At 67.6% G+C, this 13,681-nt stretch carries 12 protein-coding genes; 2 read left to right on the forward strand and 10 right to left on the reverse strand.

Annotation, left to right across the window (positions count from 1 at the left end; translation table 11 throughout):
- Window positions 1-205: 205 nt before the first annotated feature.
- Window positions 206-1,228 carry a LysR family transcriptional regulator gene (locus tag RUU78_RS23280; protein WP_313920158.1) on the reverse strand — a complete coding sequence of 341 codons (1,023 nt, stop codon included), beginning with the start codon at window positions 1,226-1,228 and terminating at the stop codon, window positions 206-208.
- Between the two features lie 375 nt (window positions 1,229-1,603).
- Here RUU78_RS23280 and cysG point away from each other — a divergent pair, with 375 nt between their 5' ends.
- Window positions 1,604-3,043 carry a siroheme synthase CysG gene (cysG, locus tag RUU78_RS23285; RefSeq protein WP_313920159.1) on the forward strand — a complete coding sequence of 480 codons (1,440 nt, stop codon included), beginning with the start codon at window positions 1,604-1,606 and terminating at the stop codon, window positions 3,041-3,043.
- A 52-nt stretch (window positions 3,044-3,095) separates the two neighbouring features.
- Window positions 3,096-4,067, forward strand: coding sequence for a cysteine synthase A (gene cysK / locus RUU78_RS23290; RefSeq protein WP_313920160.1), 972 nt, complete (start codon window positions 3,096-3,098; stop codon window positions 4,065-4,067).
- Window positions 4,068-4,194: 127 nt separating this feature from the next.
- Here the strand turns inward: cysK and RUU78_RS23295 are convergent, their stop codons facing one another.
- The 9 genes from RUU78_RS23295 to RUU78_RS23335 form a co-directional block, all read right to left on the reverse strand.
- Window positions 4,195-4,935 (reverse strand): hypothetical protein, encoded by a 741-nt coding sequence (locus RUU78_RS23295; protein WP_313920161.1) that lies wholly within the window; start codon window positions 4,933-4,935, stop codon window positions 4,195-4,197.
- 111 nt (window positions 4,936-5,046) lie between these two features.
- On the reverse strand, window positions 5,047-5,394 hold the full coding sequence (locus RUU78_RS23300) for a hypothetical protein (RefSeq protein ID WP_313920162.1): 348 nt from the start codon (window positions 5,392-5,394) through the stop codon (window positions 5,047-5,049).
- A 224-nt stretch (window positions 5,395-5,618) separates the two neighbouring features.
- Entirely contained in the window at window positions 5,619-8,285 is a 2,667-nt protein-coding gene (locus RUU78_RS23305; RefSeq protein ID WP_313920163.1) for a serine/threonine-protein kinase, read from the reverse strand.
- A 67-nt stretch (window positions 8,286-8,352) separates the two neighbouring features.
- Window positions 8,353-8,925, reverse strand: a complete 573-nt coding sequence (locus tag RUU78_RS23310; RefSeq protein WP_313920164.1) for an ECF-type sigma factor — start codon at window positions 8,923-8,925, stop codon at window positions 8,353-8,355.
- A gap of 217 nt (window positions 8,926-9,142) precedes the next feature.
- Window positions 9,143-9,559 carry a DoxX family protein gene (locus RUU78_RS23315; protein WP_313920165.1) on the reverse strand — a complete coding sequence of 139 codons (417 nt, stop codon included), beginning with the start codon at window positions 9,557-9,559 and terminating at the stop codon, window positions 9,143-9,145.
- Window positions 9,560-9,689: 130 nt separating this feature from the next.
- Entirely contained in the window at window positions 9,690-10,193 is a 504-nt protein-coding gene (locus RUU78_RS23320) for a hypothetical protein (protein WP_313920166.1), read from the reverse strand.
- 74 nt (window positions 10,194-10,267) lie between these two features.
- On the reverse strand, window positions 10,268-11,728 hold the full coding sequence (gene pyk, locus RUU78_RS23325) for a pyruvate kinase (RefSeq protein WP_313920167.1): 1,461 nt from the start codon (window positions 11,726-11,728) through the stop codon (window positions 10,268-10,270).
- Between the two features lie 68 nt (window positions 11,729-11,796).
- A complete protein-coding gene (locus RUU78_RS23330; protein WP_313920168.1) occupies window positions 11,797-12,600 on the reverse strand; it encodes a S1/P1 nuclease in 804 nt (267 codons plus the stop codon).
- 50 nt (window positions 12,601-12,650) lie between these two features.
- A complete protein-coding gene (locus RUU78_RS23335; RefSeq protein WP_313920169.1) occupies window positions 12,651-13,535 on the reverse strand; it encodes an MBL fold metallo-hydrolase in 885 nt (294 codons plus the stop codon).
- Between the last annotated feature and the right edge of the window lie 146 nt (window positions 13,536-13,681).

Genomic DNA, 13,681 nt, shown 5'->3' on the forward strand with positions numbered 1-13,681 from the left:
GCCACCCCAGTCGTCCCGGGCCACGGCCGCGCCGCTGGTCGCTTACGGGCCGTCGCGCCGAATGTCGGGGCTGCGGTTGTCGTCGACATCTGGTCGCACGGCGAAGGGCACCGGCCGTCCGCACGTCCGGCGCAACCATACATCCGGTATAAAAAACAACGCCGCGCAAAGCGCGGCGTTGTTCACTCCCGGAGCGGCGCTCGCGTCAGGCAGCCTGGGCGGCAAACCCGGCGTGCGCGGCCGACTTCTCGGTCGAAGCGCTGAGCTGGCGCCAATGCGGCGGCGCGGGCCAGTCCGGCGTCGTGACGCCGTCGAGCACGCGGCGCAGGCCGCGACGGTCGAGCTGCGGCGCGAGATCGGCGATCAGGTCCAGCGCGTAATCGCGCAGCACCCGGTCGCGGCGCAGGACGACCCAGGTCGTGCACAGCGGGAACAGGCCCGGTGCCGGCAAGGTCTTGAGGTCAGCCAAGTCCTCGGGCAGCAGGGCCATTTCGGCGAGCACGCCGACGCCGAGCCCGGCGCGCACATAGGTCTTGATGAGGTCCGCGTCACGCGCCGTGATCGCGATGCGCGGCAGCAGGCCGGCGCCCAGAAAGGCGCGGCGCAGCGACGAATCGGGTTTCAGCGACGACTCGTAGCTGACCAGCGGGTATTCCGCCAGCTCATCGAGCCGCGGCGCCTTGTCGAGCCGGGCGAGCGGATGGCTGCGCGGCACGAGCACATGGCGGTCCCAGCGGAACAGCGGCACGGCCATGCCGCCGGCGGGCACGCTGCCGGCCGTCGAGACGATCGCGATGTCGGCTTCGCCACGTTCGAGCAAGGCCAGCACTTCGGCATCGCCGCTGGGCTTGAGATGGACGCTGACCTGGGGATAGCGACGTTTCAGGCTGGCGATGGTTCGCGGCAGCACGAAACGGGCTTGAGTATGGGTTGTCGCGATGCGCAGTTCGCCCTGAGCTTCGTTGCGAAGATTGGCGGCGAGGGCGCGGATGTTGGCGGCTTCGGCCAGGATCACGCGGGCGCGATCGATGACTTGTATACCGGCGGGAGTGATGCGTTCGAGACTCTTGCCCTTGCGGGCGAAGATCTGGAAACCGAGTTCATCTTCCAGCTGCTTCAACTGCTTGGAAATGCCCGGCTGGGTGGCGTGTACGCGCTCGGCGGCAAGCGTGATGTTCAGGCCGGAATCGGCAATGGCGATCAGGTAACGGAGCTGTGTAAGTGTCATGACGGCCTTCTCTGGGGAGATCGCAACAGTTCGGACTCAAGCGAGCGACGCCAATTGGTAATTACGTAATGCATACAGAATCGCGTGGCGTAATTGGTCGGTTTCATACGTGTTCTCCAGTGTGGTCTGACCTTGACGAAGGCCTTCTGTGGCACCGCTCTCGGCGCCGTTTTGTTCAAGCGGGGTGAACTGACTATAACTACAGATCATTTGGCCGTCTATACGTCCGTCCTTCCGCACATGCCGTAACGGCATATCGGCACAGCGAACGCTCACTTCCCTGCGCGCGGGCGGACGCACAGCATGGTTCCCGAAGACACGACCGCGGTCGTGTCGTTTATCGCCACAAGCGCAGGAATCGGTGCCGAAAACGTCATGTCCGCCGTCCGACTCTATCCCATCTTTGCCGACCTTGCAGGCCGTTCCGTACTCGTCGTCGGCGGTGGAAATGTCGCCGAGCGCAAGGTTGCGGCGCTGTTGGAAACCGGTGCCATTGTGTGCGTCGGCGCCCCCGTGTTCGCGCAAAGATTGGTGGCCTGGGCCGAAAACGGCCGCATCTCGCTGATTTCCGGCGAATTCGCCGAGGAGTGGCTTGATCACCAATGGCTGGTCATTGCGGCCACCTCGGACGCGGCCGTAAACGCCGCTGTCGCCGCTGCAGCGGAACGGCAGCGCATCTGGGCCAATGTGGTCGACGACGCGACGCTTTCCAGCTTCCAGGTGCCGGCGGTGATCGATCGTGCACCGCTGGTCGTCGCCGTATCCACGTCCGGCGCCGCGCCCGTACTGGCGCGACTGGTACGGGAACAGATCGAACGTATGTTGGATCCGTCGCTGGGAGCACTGGCGGCCCTGGCCGACCGTTGGCGCGGGCGCATCCGCGGGCGCCTGACCGATCTCGGCCAGCGCCGTCGTTTTCTCGAACGTTTGTTTCAAGGCCGCGTCGCCGAATTCGTGCGTCGCGGCCAGATCGCCGTAGCCGAGTCCACACTTACGCGCGAGCTCGATGACGCGGCCGTCACACCGGCGCAAGGTTCGGTTGTGCTGGTCGGCGCCGGTCCCGGCGATGCGGGCCTGCTCACGCTCAAAGGCCTGCGCGCACTCAACGAAGCCGATGTGATCCTGCACGACCGCCTGGTCAGCCGCGACGTACTCGCGCTGGCGCGCCGTGACGCCGATCTCATCGAAGTCGGCAAGGAGGCCGGCACGCACCACACCACGCAGGAAGGCATCCACGCGCTGCTGCTGGAACATGCGCGCGCGGGGAAGCGCGTCGTGCGCCTCAAGGGCGGCGATTCCTTCGTGTTCGGCCGCGGCGGCGAGGAACTGGAATTCCTGCATGCGCACGGCATCGCGTTCGAGGTCGTACCCGGCGTCACCGCCGCACTGGCCTGCGCGGCCTACGCGGGAATTCCGCTGACCCACCGCGACCACGCCCAGTCGGTGCGCCTGGTCACCGCGCACTGCAAGGCCTCGCTGGATACGCTGGACTGGCCCGCGCTCGCGACCGGGCGGCAGACGCTGGCCGTTTACATGGGTGTGGCCGGGCTTGAACGCATCTGCGCCGGCCTCATTGCCCACGGCCGCGCAGGGACGACACCGGCAGCACTGATCGAGAACGGCTCGCGCAGCGAACAGCGCGTCGTGCTCGGCGATCTGGCGAACTTGCCGCAGCGCGCGCGCGCGCATGCGGTCAAGTCGCCGGCGCTGCTGATCGTCGGCGAAGTCGCCGCGCTCGGTGCGCAACTGCACTGGTTCGCTGCTGCGCCGCTCGGCGACGCGCCCGAGCCCACCGCACTGCCCCGCGTCGCCTAGTAATGCATATGTGCACTTGTACTCCACTATATCTGTATACTTATAGGCACGCATGATCTACGACACCATTCTCGACACGATTGGCAACACGCCCGTCGTCAAGCTGCACCGGCTGCCGCCCAAACACGTCGACCTGTACGTGAAGGTCGAGTCGTTCAATCCGGCCGGCTCGGTCAAGGACCGCCTCGCGCTCGCGATCGTGCTGGATGCGGAGCGCCGCGGCGCCCTGGCGCCGGGCCAGACCATCGTCGAAGCCACGTCGGGCAACACCGGTGTCGCGCTGGCCGCAGTCGCCGCCGCGCGCGGCTATCCGTTCGTCGCGCTGATGACGGAAACGTTCTCGATCGAGCGGCGCAAGCTGATCCGCGCCTACGGCGGCAAGGTGATCCTGACCCCCGCGGCGGAGCGCGGCTCGGGCATGGTACGCAAGGCCGCCGAACTCGCGCAGAAACACGGCTGGTTCCTTGCACGGCAGTTCGAGAACGAAGCCAATCCGGCCTGGCACCGCAGCACGACCGGGCCGGAAATTCTGCGTGATTTCGCCGGCCGGCGGCTGGACTATTTCGTCAGCGGCTGGGGCACCGGCGGAACTATCACGGGCGCCGGCGAAGTGCTCAAGCTCGCGCGGCCCGATATCCAGGTCATCGCGAGCGAGCCGGCCGGCGCGGCGCTGCTGTCGGGCCAGGAATGGAAACCGCACAAGATCCAGGGCTGGACGCCGGACTTCCTGCCCGCAGTGCTGAGCCGCACGATTGCCGACCGCATCCTGCCAGTGGACGATATCCTCGCGCGCGACACGGCGCGCCGGCTCGCCGTCGAGGAAGGCATCTTCGCGGGACTTTCCTCTGGCGCAACACTCGCCGCCGCGCTGCAGGTCGCCGAGGAAGCCGCACCCGGATCGTCCATCCTCGCAATGCTGCCGGACACGGGAGAACGCTACTTGTCCACCATCCTGTTCGAAGGCGTAGCCGATGGCTCGGACGACGAGTGGCTGGCCTCGCTCGAGCAAGCACAGGCGGCGTGAGGAAGTTCCCTCGTGCATAGCGGCATGCGATGAATCGAACGCCCGATTGAGATTAATCGGGCCAGTAGATCGTTGCCGGTCTCTTTAAGAAATCGCACGGCGAGCCGGTGTCGACAGCCGTCCGTCGTCAGAACTCGATCTCGCCTTCGAGATAAAACACGCAGGCGCCGTCGAGTTCGACGCGACTACCCGCCAGGCGACAGACCAGCTCGCCACCACGCGCCGAGGCCTGATACGCACGCAATTCGGGCTTCCCCAGCCGCGGCACCCAATACGGCGCGAGCATGCGCTCGACGTTGGTCGGGTCGTTCTGCCAGACATGGCCGAAGGAATCCTGCGCGCTCACGACCGCCGTGACCTTGGCGGCGAGGCTGGTATCGCCGGTCAGCCAAGCCGTATAAGCGAGATTCTCCGCATACGCGTATTTCGTGTCGCCAGCACGTAGCGTGAAGTAGCCCTGCGCATTGATGCGGTCGGCGTAATAGTCTGACGCACGCACGGCCTCGCGCAGCGTCTTCAAGGTGCCGCTACGGAAATACAGCGTGTACATGGTCGACGAACGGTCGTAGAGCCATGGGTCGAAGCCGCTCTTGTACGGACACTGATTGGCGACAGTGACGCGTGCGTCGTCCTCGTTCACGATGGAATAGAAATTGTCTTTCAGCGCGCGATCAGCCTCGGAATGGCCCGGCCAATGCTGCGTGCCGCTCATGGCCTGCGGACTGTCGCGCATCGTCGCGATCGCATCGTCGAACGGCAGGCTACGCACGCCCTTGAGCACACCGTTCGAGAGCCAGGCCTTCGGCAGTACCGCGAATACGTCGGGTTCCTCGACTGCATCCGCCGCGACGAAGGTACCCGACTGCACCGTGTGCCAACCCGAGCGCGGCGATGTGAGCGTGGCAATGCTCTGCGTGCGTGGAGCGCCGCCCCAGGCGAGCTGAAGGGACTCGCACGCCGTGCCCGCAAACGTGTAGTTCTACTGGATGCGCGCGATGCGTACGGACGCGCCGTCGAGAGCGGCGTCGTACCGATGCCGCCGCGGCGCGAGCTGATCGACATGGATCGGCACCTCGACGTTGCTGCGCAGCAGCCGCACCGTGATAAGACCGGCCTGCGTCAGCGAACCGCGCGGAAACGGTAGGCCAAACGTCACGAGGCGCGGACCGGCCGCGAGGTTTTCCGTCGGACAGAGCGAGACGGGAATGCTGCTACTGGTCACCGGCGGCGCGGGGAACGGCGCCGCGGCGTCCACCACCGTCGCCGCCATGGGTGCGATGGCAGCGCCAATCAATCGTTTCATTGAGCCCTTGAGGTTGCGGCGCACCGTCCCGACGCGCATGGCGCAGATGATCAGGAAAGTCGCGAAACGCGGACGAAACCTGGGTCGAGAAAGCTTGCGCGCACGACCTCCGGCTCGACGAGCGGTCCTTGCAGTCGGATGGAATGCGCCGGTTTCAGACCGGGAATCGCGAGAGCGAAGCTGCCGGCGCGACGTGATACTGACGCGCCGAGGGCCAGCGCGTCACACCAAAGCACCACCCGCCTCGCCTACTTGCTTCCCAGGCGCTGCTTCGCCTGCTCCATCCACACACGGCCGTCGACAACGCGCGGGTCCTTGTCGCCGAACTGCTTTTCCCAGACCGGCAGCCAGGTTTCCAACAGGGCAAGCAGATCGGTGGCGCGGTCGGGCTGGGCCGACAGGTTCTGCGCGAGGTCGTAGCGGAATTTGGCGAGATTGACGTGACCCGGCGTAAACAGGCGATCGGCATCAGCCATGATGCGCCGCTGCAACGTTTCCGCTTCGGCGTTCCGGCCGGACTGCATGAGGAACATGCCAAGCATCTGGGCGTAGGGCAGCGTGCGCGCGCTGTCGGCGCCATCGGTGCCGAGTTCTACCTTCGCCTGCGCGTAGATCGCTTCGAACATCTGCCGCGCCTCGGCGATCTTGCCGGTGAATTGCCGCTGGCGCGCCTGGTAGACGCGGTGCGTCAGCGAGTTCTCGCCGGTCTGGCCGCGCCGGCGCTCGTCGTTGATGATCGCATCGATATGCGGGCCGGCCTCCTCGTAGCGCTTGAGCGACAGCAGCGCGATACCCGCCTGCAGACGCGTATACAAGGTGGCCGAATGCTGTTCACCCAGCCGCGTGCGGGCGATGACCAGCGCCTTTTCGATCGACGTCAGCGCCTCGTCGAAGCGATCGAGCAGGCGTAAGGCAATGGACTCGCGCTGCAGCCATTCCAGCGTGCGCGGTTCACCGGCACCGAAGCGCTTCTGCGCACCGGCCACGGCCTGGCGTGCGACGAGCAGCGTCTGCTCGTAGCGATCGGTGTGCGCCAGTGCACGCATACGGTGGTTGATCAGATCCATGTGTTCGTCGCTGAACTCGCCGAACACGTCGATGACATCTGCCTCGATCGCGGCCAGCGCGGCCAGGGCCTGGTCTTCCTTGCGATTCTCGACGTCCAGCGAGGCGATGCCGAGCAAGAAACGCAGCCGCGCGGGGTCGCGTGGCGACGCGCTGACGTACAGCAGGCCCTCATCGTAGATCTTGCGCGCTTCCGCCTCGTCGTCGGCCTGCAGCATGCGGCCGAGCAGTCCGCGCGCTTCGAGTGTGTCGCTGTCGCGCGGGCCGAAGTGTTCGGTCAGCACGGCCAGCGCGGCGCTGGCTTCCTCGCGACCGGCCTCGTCTTCCCCCGACAGGCGCAGGCTTTCGGCCAGCGTGCGGCGCACCGCGCCTTCGGTGCGCGGCTGCGCGGCGAAGCGCTGGGCGACGGCGCTGCGTGCCTGCTTGAGCGCGTCGCCCATGCTCAGATCGAGCTTGCTGCGATACGGATTGGCGGTGCGGATCACGTCCTCGGTCAGGAATTCGCTGACCGCGGTCGCGATCGCGGCCTGCTCGGTGGCGCGGTTGCGCGCGGCGCGCGCGACCGCCGCCTGCCAAAGCGCAATGCCGAGAAAGACGACGAGGAACAGCAGCGTGAACGTCGACACGACGACGCCGACGCGATGCCGGCGCACGAACTGGCGCGTGCGGTAGGCGGCCGAATCGGGCCGTGCGCTGATGGTGCGGCCTTCGAGCCAGCGGCGCAGATCGGCACCGAGCGCGTTGGCGTTGACGTAGCGACGTTCCGGTTCGCGCTTGAGCGCGGTCAGCACGATGGTGTCGAGGTCGCCGGCGATCTGGCGGGCTTCGCGCTCGCCGCCGCGGCGGCCGTAGACCGCACCGGCCTCGACGACGCTCGCGCGCCGCAGCACCTGGCTCGGCCGTTCGATCAGGGTGGTGGTGTCGGCCTCGCCGAGCGTCGCGGTGTTGCGCCGGTGCGGCAGTTGCCCGCACAACAGTTCGTAGATCACGACACCGAGCGCATAGACGTCGGTCGCGGTGCTGACCGGCTGGCCGTGGATCTGCTCGGGCGCCGCATAGGCCGGCGACAGCGCGCGCGCGCCGGTGCGGGTCAGTCCTTCCTCGCCGGTGTCGCTGAGAATCTTCGCGATGCCGAAGTCGAGCACGCGCGGCTGGCCGTCGGTGTCGACGAGGATGTTGGACGGCTTGAGGTCGCGGTGCACGACCAGGCGCGACTGCGCGTGGGCGACCGCATCGCAGATCAGCACCATGAGCTGCACACGCTCGCGCGCGCCGAGCGCGTGGTTGTGCGCGTAGTCGGTCAGTGATTCGCCGGCGACATATTCCATCGCGTAGTAGGGCCGGCCCTCGGCGCTGACGCCGCCGTCGACGAGGCCGGCGATGTGCGCGTGATTCAGCTGCGCGAGGATGCGTCGCTCCTGCACGAAGCGGCGCAGGATCTCGTCGGAATCCATGCCACGCTTGAGCAGCTTCAGGGCCACCTGCTGCACGAAGCCGCCCTGCGTGCTCTCGGCCAGGTAGACCTCGCCCATGCCGCCACGACCGAGCAGCCGCACCAGTCGGAAGCGGCCGATGGCTGCGGGCGTGGGCTCGTCGGAGACGGAAACGGACTGACCCTGGGCCAATGCGTCGACGACGGTCGGCGCGATCGCCTGCACACCGCGATCGAGCACGCCGCTTGCGGCCGCATCGGCGGCCAGCAGCGCCTGGACCTGCTGCAGCACGGACGCATCTTCACCCTCCGCGCGCAGCGCAGCCAGGCGTCCGGCACACGCCTGCGGGTCGAGTTCGGCCAGCTCGTCGAACAGGGCCGAAATGCGCGCCCAACGCCCGTGGATATCGTCGCTCATGGCCGTGAAGCTCCTTGCTCGTGACGTCAGCCGCTGCGCCGCGAAGGCGCGTCGTGCGGCAACCGCTCTACTCGTCGCCCTGCGGCAACATGTCGCCGCCGAGCTGCTGGTGCAGGAACGCACGCGCCTTGCGCCAGTCGCGCTTGAGGCTGCGTTCGGAACGGTCGGTCAGACCCGCGATCTCGCTGAGCTCGAGGCCACCGAAGAAGCGCATTTCCACGAGCAGGGCCAGATGCCGGTCCAGGGTCTCGAGCTGCCGCAGGGCCTGATCGAGCGCGAGCAATTCCTGGTCGCGGCCTTCACCGCCGGCCTGGACCAGCTGCGAGTCGAGCTCGGTTGCGATGGCGCCGCCGCCGCGCTTCTCGGCCAGACGCTGGCGCGCGTGGTCGATCACGAGCTGGCGCATCGCGCGCGCGGCGACGGCGAAGAAATGCTCACGGTCCTTGAGTTGCAGCGCGTCGGGCTTGGCCAGGCGGAACCAGGCCTCGTGCACCAGCGAGGTGGCGCGCATGTCAGCGCGCATGCGTCCGACCTGGCGTGCGGCAAGAACCCGCAGGTCCGCGTAGACCTGGTTGAACAGACGTCCGGAGGCGGCAGCGTCGCCGGCGCGCGCCTGCGCGATCAGTTCGGTGACATCCACGCTCTACCGCCCCTCGTTCCAACCCACGCGGAACTTGCCACGACTCGGCCGCAACGGCAATGCGCTGCGGGTGCGCGTGGCGATCGGCGAAACCGGGCTGGACGGCGATCATGCGGCAATCCACGCGCTTCCATAGCGCGCGGGGCCAGGGCAACCGAGGAACGATGGCGCCGCGTCCGCGCGGGCCGGCGTGGAACCGCGCTGACCACGCGGCACTTCAATCGCGAGCGGCGCCGCTGTCGCGCGACGTCAGTCCGACGATCAGCAGGCAGACGATCAGCAGCACGCTGTATTCCATGCCGTTGCGGCCGAGACCGACGACGAACCAGCCGGCCGGCGCATGCACCAGCACGATGCCGGTGAGGTAGATCGCGCTGTAGACCAGGCTCAGCGGCAGCAGCAGGCGGCCCAACGCGAACAGCGGCGTGCCGACGATTTCGATGACAGTCACGCCGATCGCGATGGCCATGCCGGACGGAATCTCAAGCCCGGCCAGCCACTGACCGAACGGCGCGACCCCGCCGTGATACCAGCGCGCCCAGCCGTGCGCGGCAATAAGGCCAGCCAGGACCAGGCGCAATACCAGCAATCCGACTACGGCGCGCTGCGGCCGCACCCCACGCATTGTCCACATTGTTCATTTCCCACTGGCCCGGAAACGCGATCACAGCGCGACGCGGTTGCCCGCACAAGGCGGAGACCGCCCGCACGTGCCCTATGCGCAGGAAACGCAACGTGCCTCGGCGCGCCAGCGCGAGCCCGTATCAGGGACGCGAGGCCGGAGCGGGCGCCGGGGCTGCCTTTTCCGGCACCGGCGCATCGCAGGCGGCGACGACCTGGGCGCGCTGCGCCTCGATGCGCGCACGTTCTTCCGGCGTACCGCGCAACAGCGGCAGGTTCAGCGGCAGCGTGACACTCGTGATGACTGGTACCAGCCCCTGGTTCGATGCGGCCGGCGCATAGCGCAGGCTGCGGATCGCCGAGGTCGCGACGATGCCGAGGTCACCCATCGGCACGAGCTTCTCGACGCGCACATCGCTGGTCGTGCCGTCGCTATTGATGACGTAGCGCACCACGGCGCAGCTCGGCACGTACAGGTTCACGCCGGTATTCGGCACCATCGCCTCCATCGCCTCGCTCGCGACCAGCCAATATTTGGCCAGATCCTTCGCGGCGACGGGGCGCGGCGTGGTCTGAGCGAAAGCAGCGGTAGCGAGCAGCACTCCGGCGACAAGAAACGCGCGGATGATCGATGGGGATCGTTGCATCGCATTCCTCGCTGCTGTTGCGGCGCAAGCAAGCGCAGGTGGCCGGACGGGCTCGGGTAGCGTAGAGCGGCGCATTACAGTTCCGCCAGCCCCTCGGCCATTCCGCCCGAGCCGACCCGCAGCAGCTTCAGCGTATTGGTGCCGCCGAGCCGGCCGGTGTGGTCGCCGGTGGTGATGATGACGCGGTCGTTCTCGGCCAGACGGCCGAGATTGAACAGGTGCTGGATCGCCGCGCGCGTCGCGTGCGTGGGATCGACGCCACGCGCGTCGAACTCGATCGGGTAGACGTCGCGATAGAGCTGCATGCGCCGGCGCGACGGCGCGCTGCGCGACAGCGCGTAGATCGGCACGGCGGAGCGGTAGCGCGACAGCCACTGCGCGGTCGCGCCGGACTCGGTCAGCGCGACGATGGCACGCGGGTTTACCTGTAAAGAAAGGAACATCGCCGACATCGCGATGGCCTGGTCGGTGCGGTCGATGCGGTGCGTGCCCTGCTGGAAGCCTTCGAGCGGTTCGAACTGACGCTCGGCACCGAGGCAGACGCGGCGCATGGCCGCGACGGCCTTGTCCGGATGGCGCCCTGCCGCGGTTTCCTGGCTCAGCATGACAGCGTCGGTGCCGTCGATGACCGCATTGGCCACGTCCAGCACTTCTGCGCGCGTGGGGATCGGCGAATCAACCATCGACTGCATCATCTGCGTCGCGGTAATGACGACGCAGTTGCGCACCAGCGCCTCGCGGATGATCTTTTTCTGCAGGCCTGGCAGTTCCGCGTCGCCGATCTCCACGCCGAGATCGCCGCGCGCGACCATGACCGCGTCGGAGGCATCGATGATCTCGCCGAGCACGTCAATCGCCTCAGCGCGCTCGATCTTCGCGACCAGCGCGCCCTGCCCCGCGGCGGCGCGCAGCAGGCGCCGCGCCTCGTTCATGTCGTTGGCGCTTTTTGCGAAGGATACGGCGAGGAAATCGGCACCGATCTCGGCCGCGAGCCTGATGTCGGCGCGATCCTTGTCGCTGAGCGCAGCGATGGACAGGCCGCCGCCGAGCCGGTTGAGGCCCTTGCGATCCGACAGCGCGCCGCCGTACAGCACCTGGCAGCGCACTTCGCTCTCGACCACGTCGAGCACGGCCAGGGAGATCAGGCCGTCATCGAGCAGCAGTGTGTCGCCGGCCTTCACGTCGTTGGGAAGTCCGAGATAGCTGACGCCGACGCGCGTTTCGTCGCCGGGCGCCGCATCGGCGCGGCAGTCGAGTACGAACGGCTGGCCCGGCTCGAGCACGATGCGGCCGCTGGCGAATTTCTCGATGCGGATCTTCGGTCCCTGCAGGTCGGCAAGGATGCCGACTTCACGCCCTACGGCCTCGGCGGCATCGCGCACTTCCTTGGCGCGCCGCACGTGGTCGGCGGCGGCGCCGTGCGACAGGTTGAGGCGGACGACGTCGACGCCTTCTTCGATGATGCGCTTGAGCATGCCAGGCGCGTCGGTGGCTGGGCCGAGGGTCGCGATGATCTTGGTGCGGCGGGTCTGCATGGGGCTGTTGTTCTTCGTCGTTTGTCGGATTCGCTCAAAGCTAGCACAAGCAACCGCTGCGTTTTCACTCAGCGCCGCGCCGAACCCAGCGTGCGCTCGAGCACCGCGACGAGGCGTGCGGCGGCTTGCTGCAGACGCTCCTCGGCGACCGGCCGTTCGCGCGCGAGCCAGGTATCGTCGATCGTGTCGCCGTCGGGGTAGACACCACCGTCGCGCACGACCCGGCACGACTCCTCGGCCCACTGCGCCGGATCACCGGCGTCAGCGGGTGGCTTCACGCCGGAGCCCAGCCGCGCGGCATAGTCGGGCCAGCGCAGGCCGGCCGACTTCAGCAGCAGGGAATCCCAGACCGCATGCAGGTTCCAGTTTTCGCGGCCGTAGCGAAGCTGTACCGAATTGGCACCCTTGTCACGGCGGAAGCTCGCATGCAGCGGCTGGTGCGCATCGGCGATGAAGTGCGATACGAAGCGCAAGGCGTCGGCACGCTCGGCGCGCGGTCGCGCGCGGTCGGCGAGAATCCTTTCGTAGCGTTCGATCGCGGCCACCACGCATTCGCCCTTGCGGCAGTCGCGCTGTGGCACATAGCTGCACTGCGCGCTGGAAAAATTGACATAGTGCATTTTCCCTGTCGCGCGGAAGCGCGCCGGATCGGTGTCGCGCAGATCGTCGGCCCAGATCGCGATATCGACGAGCGTGCTTTCGTCGTCCGGCTGCAGCAGGCTGCGCACCTCGCGCCGCACCGGCTCGGACAGGCGTTCCTGCGCCATTCCGGCGACGATGCGATGCCCCAGCGGCCCCCAGGCCAGCACCGGCGTCGCCACAAACGCGGTTGAGATGAACAGGGCAGCGGCGTAACGACGGCGCGGGGGCATGCGGCTCTCCTCGTGGCAGACGCGAGAGTCTGCCACAGCGTCCGCCGTACCTACGGTGCCTGCGGTGTCTTCAGCGGCAGGCGCAGGAAGGACACGCCGTTTGCGTCGGGCGGCGGCAGCCGGCCCGCACGGATGTTCACCTGCAGCGCGGGGTACAGCAGCCGCGGCACCGGCAGGGTCGCATCGCGCTGGCGACGCAGCGCGACATAGTCGGCTTCGAACGTATCGCGGCGCAGCTGCGCGTTGCCGCTGCGCTGCTCGACCAGATCGACCATCGCGCGCGGTTCGGCGTCGCGCGGCGGGTAGTCGTGGCACAGGAACATGCGCGTCGCGGCCGGCAGGTCATACAGGCGCTGGATGGACTTGAACTGCAACGCCGCGTCACCGCCGGGAAAATCGCAGCGTCCGGTGCCGGCGGCCGGCGAGAACAGCGTGTCGCCAACGAAGACCGCGTCGCCGATGTGGTAGCTCATGCCGTCGCTGGTATGGCCGGGCGTGGCCAGCGCCTCGATCTCCAGGCGACCGAGCGCAAGGCGTTCGCCATCGGCGATCAGGTGATCAAAATCCGCGCCGTCGGCGGCAAAGCCCTCGCCCAGCGCGAACACGGCCTTCCAATGCTGCTGTACCGCTACGATGCCTGCGCCGATTGCACTGCGCGCCGGATGGCCTTCATCGCGCAACTCGCGACGCAGCCAGTCGGTCGCGGTCAGGTGATCCGCATGGGCATGGGTTTCGAGCAGCCATTCCACGCGCAGCCGATGCGCATGCACCGCCGCCAGGATGGCCTGGGCCGATTCGACATAGACCCGGCCCGAGGCCGGATCGAAATCGAGCACCGGATCGATGATCGCCGCGGCCGTGCCGTCGCCGTCGCTGACGAGATGGGACCAGGTATTCGTCGCTGCGTGGAAATACGACTGGATCTGCAACGGCATGAGGCGCTCCGGCAAAGGTCGCGCCGATTGTGCCGGAACCGGCGCCTCGGATGCCGCCGTCGCGACCAATCGCGATGAATGCACTGCTGGTCGCCCAACGGGCCGGGTGAAGAGTGATCGCTCAGAACCGCAGGTTCTGATCACTC

The organism is Tahibacter sp. (assembly GCF_032229445.1).
Taxonomy (GTDB): domain Bacteria; phylum Pseudomonadota; class Gammaproteobacteria; order Xanthomonadales; family Rhodanobacteraceae; genus Tahibacter.